The sequence below is a fragment of the Caballeronia sp. RCC_10 genome (assembly GCF_041360715.1).
Taxonomy (GTDB): domain Bacteria; phylum Pseudomonadota; class Gammaproteobacteria; order Burkholderiales; family Burkholderiaceae; genus Caballeronia; species Caballeronia grimmiae.
Genome location: NZ_JBFUPT010000025.1, coordinates 13,395 through 37,506 on the forward strand (window position 1 = coordinate 13,395; position 24,112 = coordinate 37,506).

Consider the following 24,112-nt stretch of genomic DNA (forward strand, 5'->3'; position numbering starts at 1 on the left):
GCGGCTAGTGGGTATCGAACGGGAAATCAAACTGGCGCTGTCGCCGTCGTCCCACGACGACGTCGCGCGTTTCTTCGACGAGCGCACCGGCGCGGGCAAGCCGATGAAGCTCGGCAACGTCTACTTCGACACGCCGTCGCTGACGCTCGCGAAAGCGAAGTCCGCGCTGCGTCTGCGCCGCACGCCGGAACAATGGCTGCAAACCTACAAGACGCTCGGGGAAGCCAAGGCCGGAATGCATAGCCGGCACGAATGGGAACTGCCGGTCAAAGGCGAGGCGCTCGAAATCGATGCGCTCCTCGCCGCCTGCGACGACAACGCCGCCCGCGCTGCGCTGCAAGCCGCCGCGCCGAATCTCATCGCGCTCTTTCGCACCGATTTCACGCGCATCGTGTGGGATGTCGAGCGCGAGGGATCGCAGATCGAAGTCGCGCTCGATTCGGGTGAAATCACCGCGGACGTCGATGGCGAACCGCGTCGTTCGGAAATCAGCGAACTGGAAATCGAGCTGAAATCGGGCGATGCAAGCGCGCTCGAAACGCTCGCCGCCGAACTGCGCGGGGCGTTTCCGGAACTGGATCCCGAAGACGTCAGCAAGGCGCAGCGCGGGTATCGGCTGCGCGAGCGGCCCGAGAGCAACCTCAACGACGCGGAAGCATGAATCGTCAGCCCTCTCTTTTTGCAGAAGCCGAAAGCGTGGCCGAGGCGTCCGGCGCATCGAGCTTCGCCACGCTCGAAAGTCAGTTCGACGCCCTGCCCGCCGACTGGCGGCGTCATCTGAAGGCGTTCATCGAGAGCCCGCGCTATGCGGCGTTATGCGAATTCGTCAATGCGGAACGCGCCGCCGGCAAGACCGTCTATCCCGCCGATGTCTTCCGCGCGCTGCGCTTGACGCGGCCCGAAGACGTCAAGGTGATCATCCTCGGCCAGGACCCGTATCACGGCGAGGACAAGGGCGCGCCGCAGGCTCACGGCCTCGCGTTCTCGGTGCCCGCGCCGGTGCGCCCGCCGCCGTCGCTGCGCAACATCTTCAAGGAGATTCACGCGAGTCTCGGGTTCGCCGCGCCGTCGCACGGCTGTCTCGATGCGTGGGCCACGCAAGGCGTGCTCTTGCTGAACACATCGCTGACGGTCGAGCGCGACAAGGCCGGCAGTCACGCGAAACGCGGCTGGGAGCAATGCACCGATACGCTCATCCACGAGATGGCCGTTCGGCACGACGGTCTCGTGTTTATGCTGTGGGGCGCGCACGCTCAGGCGAAGCGCGGCTTGATCGAGGGAACGGCGAAGGCGCATTGCGTGCTCGAAGCGCCGCATCCGTCGCCGCTGTCGGCGCATCGCGGCTTTCTGGGATGCGGCCATTTCGTGCGGGCGAACGAGTATCTCGTGCAGCACGGACGGAAGCCGATCGACTGGCAATTGCCGGAGTAAGCGCATCGACGTGAAAAACCCGCTGCGGTCGCGAGACCCAGCGGGTTTTTTCATGCACCGGCGTATCGCCGGCTTACAGCGCCGCGATTGCTTCGCGCGCTTGCGCCAACGCCGCGCCAGCCGCATCCGCGCCCATGTTCAGGCCTTCCGCGTAGATGAAGTTCACGTCGGTCATGCCGAGGAAGCCGAGGAACGATTGCAGATACGGCGTCTGCGAGTCGTGCGGCGTGCCGACATACTTACCGCCGCGCGCCGACACCACGAACACCTTCTTGCCCTTTACGAGCCCTTCCGGACCATTCGCGGTGTAGCGGAACGTGATGCCCGCACGCGCGACCTGGTCGAAATACGCCTTCAGTTGCGACGAAATGCCGAAGTTGTACAGCGGCGCAGCGATCACGACAATATCCGCTGCTTGCAACTCCGCGATCAGCGCGTCGCTCTTCGCGGCGATCGCCGCCTGCTCGGCACTGCGCTGGTCGGCGGGCGTGAAGAACGCGCCGAGCGTCGCATCGTCGAGGTGCGGCAGGTTGTCCGCGAGCAGATTGCGGACGACGACCTTCGCGCCCGGATTGCTTTGTTGCAGCTTTGCGGTTAGTTCGTCGGCGAGCAGCGTCGACTGAGCGCCTTGCGAACGAGCAGCGGAGTTGATTTGCAGAATCGTCGTCATGATGTCTTCCTTCCTGTATGGGTTCGGGCACCGGAAGCGCCCGCGTCAGGAAGCATTCTCAGTTTTTCGACATCCGCGAAAAAGCCGCGCGACCGCGAAGGATCGTTGCACCGGTAGAACAATCCGCGTTCAGCCCCGGAGCCAGCGCTCGCGCCATTGCTTCGAAGGACCGCGCCCGTCCATCGCGGTCAGCACGTAACGCGAGATCTCCGGCGCGTCGAGCCGCAACTCCGTGCGACGCAGTTCATCGCGTCTGAACGCATGGATTTCGACCTTCGCGCCCGGCAGATAACGCGACAGCAGCGCATCCAGATTCGATCCTGTGACGCGCAAGCCATCGATCGCCACGAGCACGTCGCCCGCCGACAGCCCGGCTTTTTGCGCCGCGCCGCCATCGTGGACGACCGCGACCGTGCAGTCCGCCCCGCCCCGCACACGCGCGCCGAGCGACGGCTTGATGGCCGTGCCGTTGGTCGCCATGTCGGGCGCAAGCGCGATGCCGAACGGCTCCAGCAGCGCATCGAGCGGCAGATCGCGAGTGCCGCGCACGCCGTCGCGAAACAGCGTGCGCAAATCGGCGCCGGTCGCTTCGGCGAAGAGCGCTTCGACGTCTTCCTCGCCGATGCCGCGCGGCTTGCCGTGGTAGAAATCGCGGCCATAGCGCTGCCAGAGCAGGCGCATCACGTCGTCGAGCGATTTCCGGTTGCCGGTCTGCGCGCGAATCGAGAGATCGAATGCGAGCCCGATCAGCGATCCCTTCTGGTAATAGCTGACGATCGCGTTCGGCGCGTTTTCGTCGGCGCGGTAGTACTTGACCCACGCATCGAACGAACTTTGCGCGACGGATTGCTTCAATCGCCCGCTGCTGCGCATCACGCCGCCGATGGTCTTGCCGAGCAGCGAGAAGTAGTCGCTTGCGCTGATGAGCCCGCTGCGCACGAGCATCAGATCGTCGTAATAGGACGTGAAACCTTCGAAGAGCCACAGCAGCGACGTGTAGTTCTCCTGCGACAGGTCGTACGGCGCGAACGCCGCCGGCTTGATGCGCTTCACGTTCCACGTATGGAAGTATTCGTGGCTGCACAAACCGAGATACGTGCGATACCCGTCGCTCATTTCCGGGCGGCCTTGCACCGGCAGATCGCCGCGATTGCAGATCAGCGCCGTCGATGCGCGATGCTCCAGGCCGCCGTAACCGTCAGCGACGGCGACCGTCATGAACACGTAGCGGTCCATCGGCGCTTTCTTCGTGCGCGGTTCGAACAGCGCGATTTGCGCTTCGCAGACGCGCTTCAGATCGACGGCGAGCCGCTGCATGTCCAGTCCGATGACGCGTCCCGAGATCACGATGTCATGCTTCACGCCATGCGCCGTGAATCCGCCGAGCGCGAATTCGCCCAGCGTGACGGGGTGATCGACGAGTTCGTCGTAGTTCGCCGCCTCGTAGCTGCCGAAGCCGTACCGCTTCGTTCCGCGCGATTCCCCGAGCGCCGTCGCAACGCGCCAGTTGCGATGCGCGCCGCCGGCGGGCGGCTGGATATCCACGATACAAGGCGCAGCCGACTGCCCTTCCACCGCGAGAAACACGCTCGTGCCGTTGAAGAAGCCGATGGTGTCGTCCAGATGCGCCGCGCGCACGGACATGTCCCACGCATAGACCTCGTAGCGCAGCGTAATCGGGCCGTCGTGCGGCGCGGCCTGCCACGCGTGTTTGTCGATCTTCTCGATCGCGATGCGCCGGCCCGCTGCGTTGAACGCCTGCAGCGTCACGATGTTGCGCGCGAATTCGCGGATCATGTAGCTGCCGGGAATCCACACCGGCAGCAGGAAGCGCTGACCAGCCGGGTCCGGCTCCGCAACGGTGAGCGTCACTTCGAAAATGTGCGCGGCCGGGTTCTTCGGAACGATGCTGTAGCGCACCGGTTGCATCGGGGAATTCATCGCGTAGTCCTTGTTCTTTTTTTAGGCTGCAATTCGCGCGTGCGCAGTGGCACGCAATGGCAGGCCGAAAAACCAAAGGAGGCGCACGCGCGCCTCCTTCCCGTCGATTACACCGGCTTCAGCGTACCGCCGACATTGCCTTTTCCAGCTGGTCCGCAGGCACCGCGCCCGGCAGACGGCGGCCATCGGCGAGGAACACGGTCGGCGTGCCGGTCACGTTCATCGAGCGGCCGAGTTTGAGATTCTTGTCGATCGCGGTGGTGTCACAGGCGGCGGCGGTCGCCGGCGCCTTGTGGTCGAGCATCCAGCCTTCCCAGCTCATCGCGCGATCCTTCGCGCACCAGATCGACTTCGACTTGGCCGTGGAATCCGGCGACAGCACCGGGTACAGGAACGTGTAGACGGTCACGTTATCGATCGATTTCAGCGTCGACTCGAGTTGCTTGCAGTATGGACAGTTCGGGTCCGAGAACACGGCGATCTTGCGGCTGCCGTTGCCCTTCACGACCTTCACCGCGTTTTCGAACGGCAGCTTCGCGAAATCGATCTTGTTGGTTTCAGCGAGCCGCGCTTCGGTCAGGTTCTTGCTGTTGCGGGTATCGACTAGATCGCCGAGCAGCACGTAGTTGCCGCCTGCATCGCTATAAATGATCTGCGAACCGAGGTTGACTTCGTACAGCCCTGCAATGGGCGTTTTGTCGATGCTCTTGATGGTCGCATCGCCCATGCGCGATTCGAGCGTCGATTTGAGCTTGTCGGTGGTCTGATCGGCCTGCGCCGAACAGCCGAGGCCGAGCGTCACGGCCAGCGTCGTGACCGTGGCGAGACTCAGGCGAAGAGTGGTTTTCATGCCGTTTTCCGTAGATGCGGGGCGACGCCGCCAGGCGCGCCCCGCGGTATGTGAGTTGACCGCTTACCCGAGCGCCGCCGACACGAGCCAGCGCTTGGCAAGCGGCTGCGCCCCGACGAACGCCATACCTGTGTTGCGGATCGCGCGGGCCAGTGTGCCGGGCGCGGAGAAGAGCCGCTGCATGCCGTCCGTCACGATCATCAGCTTCTGGATGTCTTCGCGGCGCGCGCGTTCATAGCGGCGCAGCAGAATCGGATCGCCGAGATCGCGGAACGCTTCCTTGTTCACGATGACATCCGCGAGCGCGGCGACATCGCGCAGGCCGAGGTTCATGCCCTGGCCGCAAAGCGGATGAATCAGATGCGCGGCATCCCCGACGAGCGCGACGCGCGGCGCAACCAGCCGGTCGACCGTCTGCAGCCCGAGCGGAAAGCCCTGCGCGGGCGTCACGCATTCGAGCGCGCCGAGCGTGCGTTGCGATGCTTCCTCGACCTTCACGGCAAGCTGCGCCGGATCCAGCGCGACGAGTTCGTCCGCATGCTGCGTGCGCGCCGACCAGACGAGCGACACGTGATCGCCCGGCAGCGGCAACAGCGCGATGATTTCGGTATCGCGGAACCATTGATACGCAGTTTCACCGTGCGGCCGTTCCGCCTTGAAGTTGGCGACGACGCCCGTTTGCCGGTAGTCGCGGCGCTCCATCTTCGCGCCCATCTGCGCCCGCACCCATGAATGCGCGCCGTCCGCGCCGACGATCAGATCCGTCTGCAACGTCTCGCCGCTTGAAAGCGTGACGAAAGCCGCGTCTTCTTCGACGGTCATGCCTTGCGCGCGCGCTTCGAACCACGAAAGACTTGGCTGGAAGCGCAAGGCGGCGTCGAGCGCCTGCTCGATCAACGTCGATTCGACGATCCACGCGAGCTGCGGCACCGATGCCTGGAATGCGGAGAAATGCAGCTCCGCGTGGGCATCGCCGAACACACGCATATCGAAGACCGGACCGAGCCGCGAGCGATCCAGCGCCTGCCAGACACGCAGCCGCTCCAGCAAGGTCTGCGAACTGGACGACAGCGCGTAGATGCGCGAATCGAAGATGGCGCCGGGCGGCAAGCCCGCTGCTTGCGGCGCGAGCAGCGCGGTGCGCAGGCCGGACTGGGCGAGCGCGAGTGCAGCCGTCTTGCCGACGAGCCCGCCGCCGACGACGACCGCGTGAAAGGTCAAGGGATGCGAAGTCATGTGGGGCATTATAGCCGCGAGGGTTGCGGGGGTTTTGGCGCTTGCCGGGCGCGGAAACGTTGATGCCGCGCGGCGTTACAATACCGGTTTGCCCGGCTGCGGATGCGGCCCCGGCGCTGGCGCGCAATGCTGGCCGCCTCGCGAGCATCGTTTGACGAATGCGCGCGACGAAGCGCCGTCTCACCAGTTCGAAGGATTCCATGAGCCTCCAATGCGGCATCGTCGGCTTGCCTAACGTCGGCAAGTCCACTCTTTTCAATGCGTTGACCAAGGCGGGTATTGCCGCCGAGAACTATCCGTTCTGCACCATCGAGCCGAATGTCGGCGTCGTCGAAGTGCCGGACGCGCGTCTTACGGCGCTGGCCGAAATCGTGAAACCGGAGCGCATTCTTCCGGCGGTCGTCGAGTTCGTCGATATCGCAGGGCTGGTCGCCGGCGCGAGCAAGGGCGAAGGCCTCGGCAATCAGTTTCTGGCGAACATCCGCGAGACGGATGCCATCACGCACGTCGTGCGCTGCTTCGAAGACGAGAACGTCATTCACGTCGCGGGCAAGATCGATCCGATCGCGGATATCGAAGTCATCAATACCGAACTGGCGCTGGCCGATCTGGCGACGGTCGAGAAGGCGCTTACGCGTTACTCGAAGGCGGCGAAGTCGGGCAACGACAAGGAAGCGGCGAAGCTCGTCGCGGTGCTCGAAAAGGTGCGCGCGCAGCTCGATCAGGCGAAGCCGGTACGCGGCCTCGGTCTGAACGACGACGAACAGGCGCTCATCAAGCCGTTCTGCCTGATCACCTCGAAGCCGACGATGTACGTCGCGAACGTGAAGGAAGACGGCTTCGAGAACAATCCGTATCTGGACGCGGTGCGCAAGCATGCGGAGGCGGAAAATGCGCCGGTGGTCGCGGTGTGCGCGGCGATCGAGGCCGAAATCGCCGATCTCGACGACGCCGACAAGCAGGACTTCCTCGCCGACATGGGCATGACCGAGCCGGGGCTGAATCGCGTAATTCGCGCGGGTTTCAAGCTGCTTGGCCTGCAAACGTACTTCACGGCGGGCGTGAAGGAAGTGCGCGCGTGGACCATTCATGTGGGCGATACGGCGCCGCAGGCTGCCGGCGCGATCCATACGGACTTCGAACGCGGCTTCATTCGCGCGCAGACGATTGCCTTCGATGACTTCGTCGCGTACAAGGGCGAACAAGGCGCGAAGGAAGCCGGGAAGATGCGGGCGGAAGGAAAGGAATATGTGGTGCAGGACGGGGATGTGATGAATTTCTTGTTCAACGTCTAAGCGGCGCGACAAGACAAGTCAAAGACTGTCAAAGCATTTTGCTCGCGGAGCGGAGTCCCTGATAAAGGGACTCCGCTCTTTTGTTTGGATGGCTCGGATGCAGATTGGCGCAGCCGATTCGATACGTCTTCTTCATTGCTCGTTTTTCCGCGACCGATTCGTGCTTTTCAGCGGTCCTGCAATGATTGAAGCAGTGGACCTATGAGATTGCCCGCCTGATCCAGTCGCCGGAGCTTTGGAAGTGATCGAGAAAATGAACAGATGCACGCCGATGAGCGCGTGGCACGCCACCGCGATCGCCACCGTTATCGCGACGAGCGTCCTTTTCGCTCCAGCCGCCGTGGCCTATCAAGGCAATCACTACCGGTACGAGCAGCAGCCCGACGAATCCGGCCTCGACAACCACGGCCACTACACGAACCGCGACGGCAACACTATCCACTCCCCCGCTCACTCGCGCTCCGGCACCGTCCCCCAGGGCGCCAGCGCGCAATGCCGCGACGGCACCTACAGCTTCAGCCGCCACCACAGCGGCACGTGCTCGCGACACGGCGGCGTCGCCGCATGGCAATAGCGCGGGCGATAACCCGGCGCAAGCCCGAAGTACAATGACACGCAACCCCGCTGCGCCCCGAAAGCGCGGCGGGCACGCGCATCATCGCGCGCAGACGAATTCATCGAACGCCGGCTCACGCGCCGCCCGCGCACGGCGTTCGCATCTTCAAACGATCACAGACAATCCACATGGCCCAATACGTCTTCACCATGAACCGCGTCGGCAAGATCGTGCCGCCGAAGCGTCAGATTCTGAAAGACATCTCGCTCTCCTTCTTCCCCGGCGCGAAAATCGGCCTGCTCGGGCTGAACGGTTCCGGCAAGTCGACGCTCATCCGCATCATGGCGGGCGTCGATAAGGACATCGAAGGCGAAGCGCAGCCGATGCCCAACCTCAACATCGGCTATCTGCCGCAGGAGCCGCAGCTCGATCCGCAGCAAACCGTGCGTCAGGCCGTCGAAGAAGGTCTCGGCGATGTCTTCCAGGCGCAAAAGAAGCTCGACGAAATCTACGCCGCCTACGCCGAACCCGACGCCGACTTCGACAAGCTCGCCGCCGACCAGGCGAAATACGAAGCCATCCTCGCGACGAGCGACGGCGGCAGCCCCGAGCAACAACTCGAAGTCGCCGCCGACGCGCTGCGCCTGCCCGCGTGGGACGCGAAAATCGAACATCTGTCGGGCGGCGAAAAGCGCCGTGTCGCGCTCTGCAAGCTGCTGCTGCAAAAGCCCGACATGCTGCTGCTCGACGAACCGACCAACCACCTCGACGCCGAATCCGTCGAATGGCTCGAACAGTTCCTGACGCGCTATCCGGGCACCGTCGTCGCCGTCACGCACGATCGCTACTTCCTCGACAACGCCGCCGAGTGGATTCTCGAACTCGACCGCGGCCACGGCATTCCGTGGAAGGGCAACTATTCGAGCTGGCTCGACCAGAAGGAAGACCGCCTCAAGCAGGAAGAAGCGAGCGAATCCGCGCGTCAGAAAGCCATCAAGAAAGAACTCGAATGGGTGCGCCAGAATCCGAAGGGACGTCAGGCGAAATCGAAGGCGCGTATCGCACGCTTCGAGGAACTCAACAGTCAGGAATATCAGAAGCGCAACGAAACGCAGGAAATCTTCATTCCGGTCGGCGATCGGCTCGGCAATGAGGTCATCGAGTTCAAGAACGTCAGCAAGGCGTATGGCGATCGGCTGCTGATCGACAACCTCAGCATGAAGATTCCGGCCGGCGCGATCGTCGGCATCATCGGGCCGAACGGCGCGGGCAAGTCCACGCTCTTTCGTATGCTGACCGGCAAGGAGCAGCCGGATTCGGGCGAGATCATCCAGGGCCCGACGGTCAAGCTCGCCTATGTCGATCAAAGCCGCGACGCGCTCGCCGCCGACAAAACCGTCTTCGAGGAAATCTCCGGCGGCGCCGATGTGCTCACGGTCGGCAAGTACGAAACGCCGTCGCGCGCCTACATCGGCCGGTTCAACTTCAAGGGCAGCGACCAGCAGAAACTCGTCGGGAATCTGTCGGGCGGCGAGCGCGGGCGTCTGCATCTCGCGAAGACGCTGATCGCCGGCGGCAACGTGCTGCTGCTCGACGAACCGTCGAACGATCTCGACGTCGAAACGCTGCGGGCGCTCGAAGACGCACTGCTCGAATTCGCCGGCTCGGTGATGGTCATTTCGCACGATCGCTGGTTCCTCGACCGGATCGCCACGCACATCCTCGCGTTCGAAGGCGAATCGCACGTCGAATTCTTCGACGGTAATTACCAGGAATACGAGGCCGACAAGCGCAAGCGCCTCGGCGAAGAAGGTGCGAAACCCAAACGCCTGCGTTACAAGCCGATCACGCGCTGACCGGCGCCGGAAGCGCGCTCAATGCGGGCGCGCGCACCGACATCATCAACAAAAATGGCGACTGTCTCGGGCACGTCGCCATTTTTGTTTGCGCGGCGGTTTTTCGCCGAATCAACGAGCTTGCACGGGGAGACGCAACACATGGCGGCATCGGACGCGCGGCGGGGAGCGCGGTGGGCAGTGGGGGTCGTCATCGCGATCGTCGTCGTGGCGATCGGCGGATGGTTCTTCGTCGCGCATCAGATGAAGGAACGCATCCGCGAGACGCTCGGGCCGAACGGTTCCGTCGACGAGATCGATGTCGGCTTCGGCCAAGTGACGCTTTCGCGGGTGCGGCTGCGCGGGCCGCGCGACTGGTCCGCCGGCGACGCGTTGCGTGCGGAGCGCATTGTGCTCGACGTCGATATGCGCGCGGCGCTGTCGAATCGCGTGCATCTGCGCAATGTGAGCGTCGACAACTACTATTTGTCGATCGTGCGCGCCGCCGATGGCCGCGTGCTGATCCTCCCCGGTCTCAAGGAAACCGCGCGCGTCGCAAACGCGAAGCCCGACGACAAGGCGATGCAGCGCGCGCAGGAAGAAAAGCTGATCGACCGCGTGTCGTTCGAACGCGGCGCGATGGAGTTCTTCGATGCATCGGTGCAGCAGCAACAGCCGTATCGCGTGCTGATCAGCGACGCACGCGCGACGATCGAGCATCTGCATCTGCCGGCGCTCACTGAGCGCACGTCGCTTTCGATGACCGGCTCCATCAAAGGTCCATCGCATACGGGCACGGTTTCGTGGGGCGGCTGGATGGTCATCGCGAGCAAGGATTCGCAGACGCGCGCGACCCTGCGCAGCGTCGACATTTCGACGCTCGATCCTTACCTGCTGAAGAAAGCCGGCGCGAAGGCCGCGGTGACGGGCGGCACCATCGACATGACACTCGACGCGAGCGTGCGCGACTACCGCATTCATGCGCCGGGAGTGCTCACGCTGAATCACCTGCAAATCAGCGACGGCGCGGGTCCGCTCGACACCTTTCTGTCGATACCGACGAAAGCCGCGATCGCCGCGCTGAAGGATCGCAAGGACGAGATCAAGCTCGAATTCACGCTCGACGGCGATCTGCGCGATCCGAAGTTCTCGCTGTCGGAGAGTCTGTCGAAGAAACTGGCGGCCGGGTTTGCGAAGGCGCTCGGCGTGAGCGCGGAAGGCGTCGCGAAGGGCGCGGGCGATACGGTGCGGGGAATCGGCAACGCGCTGAAGAATCTGCTGGGGCAGTAGCGCGTCGCCGCTGGCGTGCGTGCTAGACCGGCACGTTCAGCGCGCGCAGCTTCGTTTCCGTGTCGAGCGCGCCGGTGTAGTGAACGCCGTGCCAGCCAAGAGCGGTCGCGGCTTGGGCGTTTTTGAGGTTATCGTCGATGAAGACGAGTTCATGCGGCGCCACGCCCGGCAGGTGCTTCTCGATCTCGGCGCGCATCAACGCGAAAATCTGCGGATCGGGCTTGATGACGCCGACGCGCCCCGACACCACGATTTCCCGGAAACGCCGCAGCACGTCGAAGCGCTCCCACGCGTAGGGGAAGGTCTCCGCTGACCAGTTCGTCAACCCGAAGAGCGGCACGCCTGCTGCGTCCAGACGGTCGACCAGCGCAACGCCCTCCTCGAGCACGCCGGCCACCATCTCATGCCAGCGCGCGTAGAACGCGCGAATCAGCGCTTCGTGCTCCGGATACAGGGCGACGAGTTCCGCGGTGCCTTCCTCCGTGCTCTGCCCGCCGTCTTGCTGAACGACCCAATCCATCTTGCAGACGTTGTCGAGAAACCAGCGGCGCTCGGTCTCGTGCGGAATCAGTTGCCGGTAGAGATACTCCCGGTCCCAGTCGATCAGCACGCCGCCGAAATCGAATACGACTGCTTTGATGGTCATTGTTCGCCGCTCCTTTCGGGGTCTGTCAGATCGCCTGCGTCCGCTTTTCCAGCCAAGCCTTCGCCGCGCCCTCCACATGCGGCGACACGCGCCGGCGCACCGTCTCGTGATACGCGTTGAGCCACGCGCGCTCCTCGCCATTCAGCAGCGAAAGGTCGATGCAGCGCGTATCGATCGGGCACAGCGTCAGCGTTTCGAACGACAGGAAATCGCCAAACTCAGTTTTGCCGGCGCTTTGATTCATCACCAGATTCTCGATGCGGATGCCCCACTTGCCCGGCCGATAAATCCCCGGCTCGATCGAGGTGATCATGCCCTCTTCCATCGCCGTCCACGGCTCCGCGGGAGCGTAGTGCGAAATGACCTGCGGGCCTTCGTGCACGTTCAGGAAATAGCCGACGCCGTGACCCGTGCCGTGACCGTAATCCGCGCCCGCTTCCCATATCGGCGCACGCGCGATCGAATCGAGCATCGGCGAGCGGATGCCGCGCGGGAAACGCGCGCGCGAGAGCGCCATCGTTCCCTTCAGCACGATCGTGAAATCGCGCTTGTGCTCCGCGGTGATCTCGCCGACCGGCACCACGCGCGTTATGTCCGTCGTGCCGCTCAGATATTGACCGCCGGAATCGATCAGCAGCAACCCGTTGCCTTCGATCACCGAATGCGACGCTTCGGTCGCGCGGTAATGCGGCATCGCGCCGTTCGCGTTGAACCCGGCGATCGTCGCGAAGCTCAGGCTTACGAAGCCCGGCCGGCGCGCCCGCGCCGCCGTGAGCTTTTCGTCGATGGTCAGCTCCGTGATGCGCTCGCGGCCCAGCGCGTCTTCGAACCACGCGAAGAATTCGGCGAGCGCGGCGCCGTCCTGTTCCATCGTTGCGCGGATGTGCTCCGCCTCGGCGGGCGTCTTGCGCGACTTCTCGAATGTCGACGGATTCACCGTCTCGACGATCTTGACGCCCGACGCCACGCTCTCCAGCGAGCCATGCGTGATGCGGCGCGGATCGATCAGCAGCGTCGCGCCGGCCGGCAGCGCCCCGAGCGCCTGACGCGCGCCGGCATAAGGCGCGACGCGCACGCCGTCGCGCAAAAGCGTCTCCTTCGGCGCGTCCGGCACCTTGCCATCGGCGACGAAAATCGTGGCGTCATCCATTCCGACGAGCGCGTGCGCGACGAACACCGGGTTGTAGCTGACATCGCCGCCGCGCAGGTTGAAGAGCCAGGCGAGGTCGTCGAGCGTGGAGACGAAGTGCCATTGCGCGCCCTTCGCACGCATCGCCTCGCGGATTCTGGCCAGCTTGTCGGCGCGCGCGACGCTTGCGTGCGGCGCGGCGTGCTCGTAAACGGGCGCATCGGGCAAGCCGGGGCGATCGGGCCAGACCGCGTTCAGCACGTCGACATCCGTGCGCAACGTGATTCCGCGTGCGGTCAGCGCATCGCCCAAAGCGCGCGCCGCCGCGACGCCGAGCACCGCGCCATCGACCACAACGACGCCGCCCGCCGGCACGTTCTCCGCCAGCCATTCGACGTGCGGCGCGGTCTGCTGTCCGCCCATCATCTTCATCAGCACGATGCCGGTGCCGGCGAGTTGCGCCTCCGCTTGCGTCCAGTAGCGGCTATCGACCCAGACGCCCGCGAAATCCTGCGTCACGACGAGCGTGCCGACGGAACCGGTAAAGCCCGACAACCACTGACGCGCCTGCCAGCGCTCCGGCAGATATTCGGACAAGTGCGGATCGGCGGACGGGACGAGCACCGCGTCGAACCGGTCCGCGGCCAGGCGGCGGCGCAATGTCTCCACGCGCTGCGCGAAGGTGGCTGCGTCGGGAGTGGCGGAGTGTGCAACGCGATCGTTCATGGATGATCTGCCTTGAATGCCGAAGAGGGATGCGATGGTGGAGGTTTTCAGCGCCGCGCAGCGAGTGCGACGGTCGCGGTCACGACGACGAGCGCGAAGAGCGTGCAAGCGAACCATTCGAGGGAATCGCCATCGTGATAAACACCGGCGACATTGCCGAACATGCGCGCAATGACGGCGGCGATCGCGCCCGCGACGATAGCGGTCCAGACGCGTCCCGCCGCGCCCTGCCCGACACGGCCGGCGCGCCGCAGCGGATGCAGCCACCAGCCCGCCGCGCCGATTACCGCGCCCAGAAAAATCATGCCGATCCAGCTCATCGGGCGCCGCTCCATTGGCTTCGATTAGGAAACGGCGCGGGGCGCCGCGTTCAAACGAAGAAGTTTAGGGGGCCGGGTTTGCGATGGCAAGCGGTCCAAAACCGAGTTAACCGGCGCGAACTATCTGAAAGACTTCTGGGAATATCCTAAAAGGACCGCGATAGAACGCCCGAGTGCTAAACTCGACTGCATTATCTGGCCAAGCAATTGGGCTGCTTCTTATCCATTCGCGGCCGACAAGATCGCCTTAAAGATTGCCTGCGAGCACTTATCTTCGATCGACGTTTTCCGAAAGCAGCATACGATGAGCGAAAACAGGCTGTTATCCCTCGGCGGTCTTGAACTGATCGTGACCTACCGTGGCGCCACGCAGGAGCGGCGCGACAACCTTCGCGGCGTGCTACGCCATTTGAGCGTGACCTATACGGACTACACGGTTTATCTCATCGAGGCCGACGCGACACCGACGTTCCACTGGTCCGGCCTCGGCGACGAGAAGATCCGCCATGTATTCATCCATGACGACGGCCCGTTTTCCAAAGCAAGACTTTGCAGTCTCGGCGCGCGCTTATGCACGGGTAAGGTTATTTGCTTTCACGATGCCGATATGATTGCGAACCCCTATTATCTGACGCGTTGCGTCACGGCACTCGAAAATGGAACGGGCAGCGATGCACTGTGCCCGTTTCTACGTGTGATTAACGTTGCGAAAGCGCTTCGCAAAGAGTTCATTACATCCGGAAACTACGCGTTATTCGAACCTTATCTGGAAACGAAATTACCGGACGAAATGGAATTGCTGTATCAAAATACGGCAGGCGCAATCGTGCTTTTCAAGCGCGCCGATTATATGCGCGTCGGCGGTTATGATCCGCGCTTCGTCGGCTGGGGCGGTGAAGACGACGACCTTCTGACGCGGGCCACCCGGCTCGGCGTGCGCTGGCATTCCGTACCCGACCAGCGCGCCGCGCTTTTCCATCTCCACCATGACGCCGCTTCGCGCCGCGACGCTATCGCCGGCGCCGAGCGCAATCGCGAAGCCGCCGCCGAAACCCGCGCGATGCCCCTGCCCGAACTCGAAGCCCGCGCGGCCCAACTCGCTCAGTATTTCGCCTGAGCGCACGCTGCGGTCGATTGTCGCGCCGGATGAAAGCAGCTTCGCCTGCAAACGCCGCTCGGCGGCGCGCGATCGCTCCCCGAATGCCGCGTATAAATGAACGGATTCGTAAAACGCTATAATATTGGGCTATCTGAAAGGCCAACGGCTTAGGCCGAACGCATAATTACATGCAGCTCCTCACGATCGGAATCAATCACCACACTGCGCCTGTCGCCTTGCGCGAACGCGTGGCGTTTCCGCTCGAACAGATCAAGCCGGCCCTCTCCGCACTGAAAGACGTCTGGCTCGGCCCGAAGGTCAAGGCGCCGCCGGAAGCGGCGATCCTGTCGACCTGCAATCGCACCGAACTTTACTGCGCCACCGACGACATCGCCGCACGCGAAGCCGCCGTCCACTGGCTCTCGCAGTACCACAATCTGCCCGTTTCCGAACTCGCCCCGCACGTCTATGCGCTGCCGCAATCGGAAGCCGTGCGCCATGCTTTCCGCGTCGCGTCCGGGCTGGATTCGATGGTCCTCGGCGAAACGCAGATCGTCGGCCAGATGAAGGACGCGGTTCGCACCGCGTCGGAAGCCGGCGCGCTCGGCACGTATCTCAACCAGTTGTTCCAGCGCACCTTCGCCGTCGCGAAAGAAGTGCGCTCGACGACGGAAATCGGCGCGCAGTCAGTGTCGATGGCCGCCGCCGCCGTGCGCCTCGCGCAACGCATCTTCGAAAACGTGTCGAGCCAGCGCGTGCTGTTCATCGGCGCGGGCGAAATGATCGAACTCTGCGCGACGCACTTCGCCGCGCAAAGTCCGCGCGAACTGGTCATCGCGAATCGCACGGCCGAGCGCGGCGAAAAGCTCGCCGAACGCTTCAACGGCCGCGCCATTCCGCTGTCCGACCTCCCCGCGCGCATGCACGAGTTCGACATCATCGTGTCGTGCACCGCGTCGACGCTGCCGATCATCGGTCTTGGCGCGGTCGAGCGCGCTGTGAAGGCGCGCCGGCATCGTCCGATCTTCATGGTCGATCTCGCCGTGCCGCGCGACATCGAGCCGGAAGTCGGCAATCTGCAGGACGTGTTTCTCTATACCGTCGATGACCTCGGCGCGATCGTCCGCGAAGGCAACGCGTCGCGACAGGCCGCCGTCGCGCAGGCCGAGGCGATCATCGAAACGCGCGTCGCGAACTTCATGCAATGGCTCGATGCGCGCAGCATCGTGCCGGTCATCCGCCACATGCACACGCAGGCGGACGCCTTGCGCCGCGCGGAAGTCGAACGTGCGCGCAAGCTGCTTGCGCGCGGCGACGATCCCGCCGCCGTGCTCGAAGCGCTGTCGCAATCGCTCACGAACAAGCTCATTCATGGCCCGACGCACGCGCTCAACCGCGCGAGCCGTGAAGAGCGCGACCAGCTCATCGACCTGATGAGCGGCTTCTACCGCCACGGCTCGTCGTCCGAATCGTCGGACCGTTAGCGGCGTCCTCTTTGCTATTCTCAAATGCTCCGCGCGGCCCTGCGCGGCGCTTCCCGATTGCAGTCTTTCCTGGAGCGCAGGCTCCATCCCCGTCCGATGAAAACGAGCATGCAAAGCAAGCTCGACCAGCTTGCAAGACGGCAGGTCGATCTCAATGAACTGCTGAGCCGCGAAGACGTGACGTCCGATATGGACCAGTATCGCAAGCTCACGCGCGAACACGCGGAAATCAGTCCCATCGTCGATCAATACGCGCTCTGGCGACAGGCGCTTAACGACGAAGCCACCGCTCAGGAACTGCTCGCCGATCCGTCGATGCGCGATTTCGCCGAAGAGGAAATCGGCGAGGCGCGCGAGCGCATGGCGAAGATCGAAGGCGACTTGCAGACGATGCTGCTGCCGAAAGATCCGAACGACGACCGCAACATCTTCATCGAAATCCGCGCGGGCACGGGCGGCGACGAATCCGCGCTGTTCGCGGGCGACTTGCTGCGCATGTATCTGCGTTACGCGGAACGCAACCGCTGGACCGCCGAAACGATGTCCGAAAGCGTGTCCGACCTCGGCGGCTATAAAGAAGTGATCGTGCGGCTCGCGGGTCAGGGCGCGTTCTCGCGGCTCAAGTTCGAATCGGGCGGGCATCGCGTGCAGCGGGTGCCGGCGACCGAAACGCAAGGGCGCATCCACACCTCGGCGTGCACCGTCGCCGTGATGCCGGAAGCCGATGAAATCAGCGAAGTGGTGATCAATCCGGCGGATTTGCGCATCGACACGTTCCGCGCATCGGGCGCGGGCGGACAGCACATCAACAAGACGGACTCGGCCGTGCGCGTGACGCACTTGCCGACGGGCATCGTCGTCGAATGTCAGGACGACCGCTCGCAGCACAAGAACAAGGATCGCGCGCTGAAGGTGCTCGCCGCGCGCATCAAGGACAAGCAGTATCACGAGCAGCACGCGAAGGAAGCCGCGACGCGCAAGAGCCTGATCGGTTCGGGCGATCGCTCCGAACGCATTCGCACCTACAACTTCCCGCAAGGGCGCATGACGGATCACCGTATCAACCTGACGCTCTACAAGCTCGAATACATCATGGACGGCGATCTCGACGAACTGATCGGCGCGCTGGTTTCCGAGCATCAGGCGGAACTGCTTGCGGCGCTCGGGGATGCCGAGTGACGACGGTCGCGCAATTGCAGCGCGCTTCGTTGCTCCCCGCGCTGGAAACGCGCGTGCTGTTGACGCACGTGCTCGGCTGGCGTCGCACTGAACTGATCACGCGCGACGACGAACCGCTCGATCCACACGCGGTGCAGCGTTTCGAGGCGCTGGCGCAGCGGCGCTTGAATGGCGAGCCGATCGCGCAACTGATCGGCAAGCGCGAGTTCTTCGGTCTGGAGTTCGAAGTGTCGCCGGACGTACTGATTCCGCGCCCGGAAACCGAACTGCTGGTGGAAACGGCGCTGGACGCCATCGCCGGCACGCCGAACGCCCGTGTGCTCGATCTCGGCACAGGAACCGGCGCAATCGCGATTTCGATCGCCCACGCCCGGCCCGATGCGCGCGTCTGGGCCGTCGACCGCTCGCCCGCCGCGCTCGACGTCGCGCGGCGCAATGCGCGCGCTCTGCTCGATCCGGCGCGCACGGTGACGTTCATCGAGAGCGACTGGACTGCCAAGCTCGATCCGTCGCTGCGCTTCGAGGCCATTGTCAGCAATCCGCCGTATATCGCCAGCGACGATCCGCATCTGACGCAAGGCGACTTGCGCTTCGAGCCGCGCGGTGCGCTCACCGATGACGCCGACGGCCTCTCGGCGATACGCGTGATCGTCGAAACCGCGCCGTTGCTGCTCGCGCCCAACGGCGTGCTATGGATCGAGCACGGCTACGATCAGGCCGGCGCCGTGCGCCGCCTGCTCACGGCCCGGGGCTTTACCGATGTCCGCTCGATTCGCGATCTGGCGGGCATCGAGCGCACGAGCGGCGGTACCTTCATCGCCTGAGTCCGGCGCAGAACCGCGCGGGCGAAATCCGCTATCATTTCGAGACCTGAGTCCAACCGACATTACATCGCAGGAACGCCATGGATACGCAAGAACGCATCAAGCAGATCGTTGATCAAAACCCGGTCGTCCTTTTCATGAAAGGCACGGCGCAGTTCCCGATGTGCGGCTTTTCCGGCCGCGCCATTCAAGTGCTGAAGGCGTGCGGCGTCGATCAGATCATGACGGTCAACGTCCTCGAAGACGAAGGCATCCGTCAGGGCATCAAGGAATTCTCCAACTGGCCGACGATTCCGCAGCTCTATGTGAAGGGCGAGTTCATCGGCGGATCGGACATCATGATGGAGATGTATCAGTCGGGCGAACTCCAGCAGCTTTTCGCCGCTGCCTGAGCCGCTTGCAAGTCATCAGAACGTGAATGCGCCCGCTGCCGTGAAGCGACGGCTCATCGTCGCGATCACCGGCGCAACGGGCGCCATCTACGGCGTGCGTCTGCTCGAGACGCTGCGCCGCTTGCCCGGGGTCGAGACACATTTGGTCGTCTCCGCCGCGGGCTGGCTGAACATTCAGCACGAACTCGAACTCGATAAAACCGCCGTCCACGCCCTCGCGGATGTCGTTCACAACGTGCGCGACGTCGGCGCGGGCATCGCGTCCGGGTCATTTGCGACGGACGGCATGATCGTCGCGCCGTGTTCGATGCGCACGCTCGCGAGCGTCGCGCACGGTCTCTCCGATAACCTCATTACCCGCGCCGCCGATGTCGTTCTCAAGGAGCGTCGCCGGCTGGTGCTGCTCGTGCGCGAAACGCCGTTCAACCTCGCGCATCTCCGCAATATGACGGCGGTGACCGAAATGGGCGGCGTCATCTTTCCGCCGCTGCCGGCGTTCTATCACAAGCCCGCGACCATCGACGAACTGGTCAATCACACCGTCGCGCGCGTGATTGATCTATTTGGCGTGTCGGAGCCGGTAGCCGCCGCGTGGCAGGGACTGCGCGGCGAAGTCGACTGATTGAATACAGCGCGGACACAATCCGTTGCCCGCACTGCCGTTTATCGACGTTTCGGAAAGTCTTACATTGGATAGCATCCACTTCTGGAATTGCTGCCATGAGCCGACTGCCTACTCTCTTCATCTCCCACGGCGCACCGACGCTGCCGATCGACCCGTCGATGCCGTCCGCCGGTTTCGCCTCGCTCGCCGCGACGCTTCCGCGTCCGCGCGCCATTCTGATGCTGTCCGCGCACTGGAACACCGCCGAGCCGGTTGCGAGCGTCGCGGAGCGCCCCGACACGATCCACGATTTCTACGGGTTCCCGCGCGCGCTCTACGAACTGCGCTATCCCGCGCCGGGCGCACCGGATATCGCGAGACGCGCCGCCGCGCTGCTCGGCGAGCATGGAATCGCCAGTTCGACGACCGTTCACGGGCTGGACCACGGCGCGTGGGTGCCGCTGCTGCTGATGTTCCCCGACGCCGACGTGCCCGTCGCGCAATTGTCGATTCAGCCGCGCCTCGACGCCGCGCATCACTTCAACGTCGGGCGGGCGCTGCGCGAGCTGCGCGACGACGGCGTGATGATCGTCGGTTCCGGGCAGATCACGCACAACCTGCGCATGGCGGATTTCGGCGCGCGCCCGGAAGATGCGGACCCGCGCGTCGTCGAATTCACCGACTGGTTCGAATCGCAGCTCGCCGCCCGCGATATCGACGCCCTGCTCGACTATCGCGCCCGCGCGCCGCACGCCGCGCTGATGCACCCGACGGACGAGCACCTGCTGCCGGTCTTCGGCGCGCTCGGCGCGGCATCGGATGATTATCGGCTCGGGGTTCAATCGCTCGGCACCTTCCAGCGCGCGCTCGCGATGACGAACTACGTCTTTTCGGACGCCTGATCCGGCTCGCAAAACAAAGAAGCCCGCCTGATCGCTCAGACGGGCTTCGTTTCATCGCAGCGGGAAGTTACGCGCCGACTTCGTGAAGAATGTCCTCGCGGCTTTCACGCTCAGCCAGGTAATCCGTGCGATACCCGGTGTGCACGCCCCAGTAATAGAAGATCAGCGAAAGCACGGCCACGCCGGCCATGTCCCAGCCGTACGGCAGAAGCCCGCTGCCGCCGAACTCCTTGCTGCCGACGAGCGACATCACCGCCATGCAAGGCAAATAGCCGATCAGCCACCACGCGGCCTTCAGATCGCGGCCCCAGCCGGCAAAGCCCGTCTTGCTCTGAAAGTAGAAATACACCGGCAGCGCGACGACCATCAGCAGAATGATCTCGCCCGTCAGCGGCCACTTGGCCCAATACAGCACGAGCGACGCGCACACGAACGCGAACGGCGCGATCAGGCCCATCAGCGGCAGCGTGAGCGGGCGGTCGAGATCCGGTGCCGAACGGCGCAGCGCCATCAGGCTGATCGGGCCAGTCAGATAGGAAATGACCGTGGCGACCGAAATCACTGCCGCGAGCGTGCCCCAGCCGCGGAAGAAGAACATGAAGATGAACGAGACGATCAGGTTGAACCACATCGCCTGACGCGGCACGCCGTAGAACGGATGAACGTTGCCGAACATCTTCGGCATCGTGTTGTTGCGCTCCATCGCGTAAATCATGCGGGTGGTCGTCGCCATGTAGGTCGTGCCGGTGCCGCTCGGGCTGACGAAGGCATCGATGTAAAGCAGGACGGCCAGCCAGTTCAGGTTCAGCGCGATCGCCAGTTCCGCGAACGGCGATGCGAAGTGGAAGTGCTTCCAGCCGAGCGCGACGTCGCTCGGATTTACCGCGCCGATATACGCGACTTGCAGCAGCACGTAGATCACGAGCGCGATCAGAATCGATCCGACCACCGCGAACGGGACGCTGCGCGCCGGATTACGCGCTTCACCGGCGAGGTTGACCGGGCTTTGAAAGCCGTTGAAGCTGAACACGATGCCGCTCGTCGCGACGGCCGTCAGTACGGCAGGCCAGCCGTACGGCGCGAAGTTCGACACCGTGCCGAAGTTTTCGGAGTGGAAGCCCGAGAAGATCAGGCCGGCGATAGTCGCGCCCGGAATCAGGAACTTGAAGACCGTGATTGCGGTGTTCGCGCGTGCGAAGACCTTCACGCCCCAGTAATTGAGCATGAAGTAGATGATGACGAGCAACGCGGACAGTGCGAGGCCACTCGTGGTCAGCGTGTCGTTGACGAACAGGCCGTGCGTCCATTCGTACGGCCACGTGCTCATGTACTGGATGGAAGCCTCCGCTTCGATCGGGATGACCGAAACGATCGCGATCCAGTTCGCCCACGCCGCGATGAAACCGACCAGCGCGCCATGCGAGTAGCGCGCGTAGCGCACCATGCCGCCCGATTCCGGGAACATCGCGCCCAGTTCCGCGTACGTCAGCGCGATGGCCAGAATGACGACCGCGCCGATCACCCAGGCGCAAATGGCAGCGGGGCCGGCGATCTGCGAGGCTTTCCAGGCTCCGAACAACCATCCGGAACCGATGATGGATCCAAGACCGGTCAGCATCAGCGCCAACGGTCCAATATTTCTTTGAATCGAACTCTTCACTATCCTCTCCAATGTCTCGCGTCGCGCGCGAGTCGAACACGGCTAAGCGGCCGCATCCGCCGGGGTGCCGGCAATTGTTCCGGCGATCCAGCGACGCTGGTGCAACCCTTCTCAACGAAGGCGCGTAGTGTAACGGTTGCACCTTTCTAATGCAGTGCAAACTGCCGGAAAGCACGCTTTTTGTAGACCATCTGACGAAAGTCCGGCGAAGAACGGGGCACGTTTGCGGGGGCGCAGACTGTCTCAAAAAACCCCCTCAGAGTTGTCGGATATTATTTGACCGCGAAATGGTTTAGCCGTATAAACCTTCTTGCAGGATTTCAAGTGGCGAGTGAAGTGGTTCTTTCGTAGTTCGCCATTACGGTACTCCGGTTGGTCCCATTGCCCCTTCCTTGATTTTCATGCACCCCTGGCTTCGGCCTTACTCATCAAATTTTTTGGAATAAGTAATATGGAAACCGGTACCGTCAAGTGGTTCAATGACGCAAAGGGCTTTGGCTTCATCACCCCGGATGGCGGCGGCGAAGACCTGTTCGCGCACTTCTCGGAAATCCGCATCGAAGGCTTCAAGACGCTTCAGGAAAACCAGAAGGTTACCTATGAAGTGAAGACTGGCCCGAAGGGCAAGCAAGCTGCGAACATCAAGCCGGCCTAAGCCTGCTGAGTTCAAAAAAAACCCCGCGTATGCGGGGTTTTTTTCATTGGGGCGCCGGTTTTGCGCTGCGCTGAACCTTCAGGCGAATACGCGCTGCGCATAAATGCCGAGGCCCTTCGCGACACTTGCCAGCCGGTCGCCGAACACGGGCTGCGCACCCGGGAACGCCGCCGACAGTGCGTCGGACAGAAATCGCAGGCCGGTGGTGCCGCCGGTGAAGTAGATCGCGCCGACGTCCGCCGCGCCGACGCCCGCACGCTTGACCGTCTCTAGCGCCGTTTCGACGATCCGCCGCGTCTCGTCGTGCCCGGCATCGATCAGTTGCTGCTCGTCGAACGGCACGCGCAGCGCCTCCTCGATTTCCTCCATGTCGATCTCGGTCACGCCGCCCGCCGATACGTCGATCTTCGCTTCCTCCGCGTGCGCGGTGAGCGCGTGCCCGAGCCGCCGGTCGACGACGCGCATCAGCCGGTCGTGATGACGCGGCTCGACGTAGAGATGGCGCATCAGCTGCAATTCGCCGACGCGCTTCGGCGCATAGACCGTGTTGATCAGATGCCAGGTCGCGAGGTCGAAGTACACGCGGTTCGGCACTTCGCGGCCCTGCGGGTCGAGCGCCTGATAACCGAGCTGGCGCAGAATGGTCGCCAGTTCCACGCGCCGGTCGAAATCCGTGCCGGCGACGTGAACGCCGTGATGCGCGAGCACATCGCTCTTGCGCTCCAGTTGGCGCGCACGCTCGGGGCCGACGCGCACGAGCGAAAAGTCCGACGTGCCGCCGCCGATATCGGCAACCAGCACCAGCCCTTCCTGCGCGAGACTTGCCTCGTAGTCGAACGCAGCCGCGATCGGTTCATACTGGAAGTGGATTTCGCGGAACCCGACGGCGTGTGCGCACGCTTCAAGCTGCTGCTGCGCCATGCGGTCGGCGCGCGGATCGTCGTCGACGAAGAACACCGGGCGGCCCAGCACGGCGCGCGTCAGCGGCTCGGCGGCCACCGCCTGCGCCTTCTGCTTCAAATGCTGGAGGAACAGCGTGATGACGTCGGTGTACTTGATGCCGGAGCCGTCGCCCAGATCGGTGACGTTGTCGGCGAGCGGCGAACCGAGAATGCTCTTCATCGAGCGCATCAGACGGCCGTCGAACCCGTCGATATACGCCTCGAGCGCCGCGCGGCCGTACGACTGGTTGTCCTCGTCCGTATTGAAGAAGACGGCGGTTGGCAGCGTGGTCGCGTCGCCCTCGACGGGCGCGAGTCGCATCTGCAGCCCGTCCGGCAGGGCAACGGCGGAATTCGACGTGCCGAAATCGATCGCGCAGTAGGTCATGGAGGTCGCGGCGGCGTCAGCCTGCAACACCGCATATCAAAAAATATGGACGGCGTTTT

At 63.7% G+C, this 24,112-nt stretch carries 24 protein-coding genes; 14 read left to right on the top strand and 10 right to left on the bottom strand.

Translation table 11 applies throughout. The features are described 5' to 3' along the window. Positions 1–7 precede the first annotated feature (7 nt). Complete coding sequence (locus tag AB6804_RS26680) at positions 8–661, top strand: CYTH domain-containing protein (RefSeq protein ID WP_370888998.1); 654 nt, start codon at positions 8–10, stop codon at positions 659–661. After that, the gene (locus AB6804_RS26685) at positions 658–1,431 is read left to right on the top strand and encodes a uracil-DNA glycosylase (protein WP_370888999.1); all 774 of its coding nucleotides are present in this window, start codon (positions 658–660) and stop codon (positions 1,429–1,431) included. The genes AB6804_RS26680 and AB6804_RS26685 overlap by 4 nt, the downstream gene beginning before the upstream one ends. 73 nt (positions 1,432–1,504) lie before the next feature. Here the strand turns inward: AB6804_RS26685 and AB6804_RS26690 are convergent, their stop codons facing one another. From AB6804_RS26690 to AB6804_RS26705, 4 genes are all read right to left on the bottom strand, one after another. After that, positions 1,505–2,101, bottom strand: coding sequence for an FMN-dependent NADH-azoreductase (locus AB6804_RS26690; RefSeq protein ID WP_035970309.1), 597 nt, complete (start codon positions 2,099–2,101; stop codon positions 1,505–1,507). 129 nt (positions 2,102–2,230) lie between these two features. Next, positions 2,231–4,030, bottom strand: coding sequence for a M61 family metallopeptidase (locus tag AB6804_RS26695; protein WP_370889026.1), 1,800 nt, complete (start codon positions 4,028–4,030; stop codon positions 2,231–2,233). A gap of 130 nt (positions 4,031–4,160) precedes the next feature. Next, entirely contained in the window at positions 4,161–4,892 is a 732-nt protein-coding gene (locus AB6804_RS26700; RefSeq protein WP_370889000.1) for a DsbC family protein, read from the bottom strand. Between the two features lie 63 nt (positions 4,893–4,955). Then, entirely contained in the window at positions 4,956–6,128 is a 1,173-nt protein-coding gene (locus tag AB6804_RS26705) for a UbiH/UbiF family hydroxylase (protein ID WP_370889001.1), read from the bottom strand. Between the two features lie 200 nt (positions 6,129–6,328). Between AB6804_RS26705 and ychF the strand changes: the two genes are divergently transcribed. From ychF to ettA, 3 genes are all read left to right on the top strand, one after another. Then, positions 6,329–7,423, top strand: a complete 1,095-nt coding sequence (ychF, locus tag AB6804_RS26710; RefSeq protein ID WP_035970320.1) for a redox-regulated ATPase YchF — start codon at positions 6,329–6,331, stop codon at positions 7,421–7,423. A 271-nt stretch (positions 7,424–7,694) separates the two neighbouring features. Next, positions 7,695–7,997: a DUF3761 domain-containing protein gene (locus tag AB6804_RS26715; protein ID WP_370889027.1), complete on the top strand. Its 303-nt coding sequence runs from the start codon at positions 7,695–7,697 to the stop codon at positions 7,995–7,997. Positions 7,998–8,167: 170 nt separating this feature from the next. Then, the gene (gene ettA / locus AB6804_RS26720; RefSeq protein ID WP_244793943.1) at positions 8,168–9,835 is read left to right on the top strand and encodes an energy-dependent translational throttle protein EttA; all 1,668 of its coding nucleotides are present in this window, start codon (positions 8,168–8,170) and stop codon (positions 9,833–9,835) included. Here the strand turns inward: ettA and AB6804_RS26725 are convergent. Then, on the bottom strand, positions 9,814–10,029 hold the full coding sequence (locus tag AB6804_RS26725) for a hypothetical protein (protein WP_370889028.1): 216 nt from the start codon (positions 10,027–10,029) through the stop codon (positions 9,814–9,816). The two genes, ettA and AB6804_RS26725, sit on opposite strands and share 22 nt — an antisense overlap. Between AB6804_RS26725 and AB6804_RS26730 the strand changes: the two genes are divergently transcribed. Beyond that, positions 9,977–11,104, top strand: a complete 1,128-nt coding sequence (locus AB6804_RS26730; RefSeq protein WP_370889002.1) for a DUF748 domain-containing protein — start codon at positions 9,977–9,979, stop codon at positions 11,102–11,104. The two genes, AB6804_RS26725 and AB6804_RS26730, sit on opposite strands and share 53 nt — an antisense overlap. A gap of 22 nt (positions 11,105–11,126) precedes the next feature. Here AB6804_RS26730 and AB6804_RS26735 read toward each other — a convergent pair whose 3' ends face one another. From AB6804_RS26735 to AB6804_RS26745, 3 genes are read right to left on the bottom strand one after another with little or no spacing between them, the layout of a single operon-like run. Beyond that, positions 11,127–11,750 (bottom strand): HAD family hydrolase, encoded by a 624-nt coding sequence (locus tag AB6804_RS26735; RefSeq protein ID WP_370889003.1) that lies wholly within the window; start codon positions 11,748–11,750, stop codon positions 11,127–11,129. A 25-nt stretch (positions 11,751–11,775) separates the two neighbouring features. Continuing rightward, a complete protein-coding gene (locus tag AB6804_RS26740) occupies positions 11,776–13,605 on the bottom strand; it encodes a M24 family metallopeptidase (RefSeq protein WP_370889004.1) in 1,830 nt (609 codons plus the stop codon). A gap of 47 nt (positions 13,606–13,652) precedes the next feature. Next, complete coding sequence (locus tag AB6804_RS26745) at positions 13,653–13,925, bottom strand: hypothetical protein (protein ID WP_370889005.1); 273 nt, start codon at positions 13,923–13,925, stop codon at positions 13,653–13,655. A 304-nt stretch (positions 13,926–14,229) separates the two neighbouring features. On the opposite strand from AB6804_RS26745, the gene AB6804_RS26750 reads away from it, so the two are divergent. The 7 genes from AB6804_RS26750 (at position 14,230) to AB6804_RS26780 (ending at position 20,409) form a co-directional block, all read left to right on the top strand. Then, a complete protein-coding gene (locus AB6804_RS26750) occupies positions 14,230–15,042 on the top strand; it encodes a galactosyltransferase-related protein (protein ID WP_370889006.1) in 813 nt (270 codons plus the stop codon). 170 nt (positions 15,043–15,212) lie between these two features. Continuing rightward, positions 15,213–16,508 carry a glutamyl-tRNA reductase gene (hemA, locus tag AB6804_RS26755; protein WP_370889007.1) on the top strand — a complete coding sequence of 432 codons (1,296 nt, stop codon included), beginning with the start codon at positions 15,213–15,215 and terminating at the stop codon, positions 16,506–16,508. 96 nt (positions 16,509–16,604) lie between these two features. Further along, positions 16,605–17,687, top strand: a complete 1,083-nt coding sequence (prfA, locus tag AB6804_RS26760) for a peptide chain release factor 1 (RefSeq protein WP_370889008.1) — start codon at positions 16,605–16,607, stop codon at positions 17,685–17,687. After that, the gene (gene prmC, locus AB6804_RS26765) at positions 17,684–18,511 is read left to right on the top strand and encodes a peptide chain release factor N(5)-glutamine methyltransferase (protein ID WP_370889009.1); all 828 of its coding nucleotides are present in this window, start codon (positions 17,684–17,686) and stop codon (positions 18,509–18,511) included. Before prfA ends, prmC begins: the two co-directional genes overlap by 4 nt. A gap of 80 nt (positions 18,512–18,591) precedes the next feature. Next, positions 18,592–18,903, top strand: coding sequence for a Grx4 family monothiol glutaredoxin (gene grxD, locus AB6804_RS26770; RefSeq protein WP_035970186.1), 312 nt, complete (start codon positions 18,592–18,594; stop codon positions 18,901–18,903). A gap of 22 nt (positions 18,904–18,925) precedes the next feature. Next, entirely contained in the window at positions 18,926–19,525 is a 600-nt protein-coding gene (locus AB6804_RS26775) for a UbiX family flavin prenyltransferase (protein ID WP_370889010.1), read from the top strand. Positions 19,526–19,623: 98 nt separating this feature from the next. Further along, complete coding sequence (locus AB6804_RS26780; RefSeq protein WP_370889011.1) at positions 19,624–20,409, top strand: class III extradiol ring-cleavage dioxygenase; 786 nt, start codon at positions 19,624–19,626, stop codon at positions 20,407–20,409. A 67-nt stretch (positions 20,410–20,476) separates the two neighbouring features. On the opposite strand, the gene AB6804_RS26785 is transcribed toward AB6804_RS26780, so the two are convergent. Beyond that, the gene (locus AB6804_RS26785; protein ID WP_370889012.1) at positions 20,477–22,069 is read right to left on the bottom strand and encodes an APC family permease; all 1,593 of its coding nucleotides are present in this window, start codon (positions 22,067–22,069) and stop codon (positions 20,477–20,479) included. Between the two features lie 451 nt (positions 22,070–22,520). Here AB6804_RS26785 and AB6804_RS26790 point away from each other — a divergent pair, with 451 nt between their 5' ends. After that, positions 22,521–22,724, top strand: coding sequence for a cold-shock protein (locus tag AB6804_RS26790; protein WP_016346375.1), 204 nt, complete (start codon positions 22,521–22,523; stop codon positions 22,722–22,724). Positions 22,725–22,802: 78 nt separating this feature from the next. On the opposite strand, the gene AB6804_RS26795 is transcribed toward AB6804_RS26790, so the two are convergent. Further along, the gene (locus AB6804_RS26795) at positions 22,803–24,053 is read right to left on the bottom strand and encodes an Hsp70 family protein (RefSeq protein ID WP_370889013.1); all 1,251 of its coding nucleotides are present in this window, start codon (positions 24,051–24,053) and stop codon (positions 22,803–22,805) included. Positions 24,054–24,112: the final 59 nt, after the last annotated feature.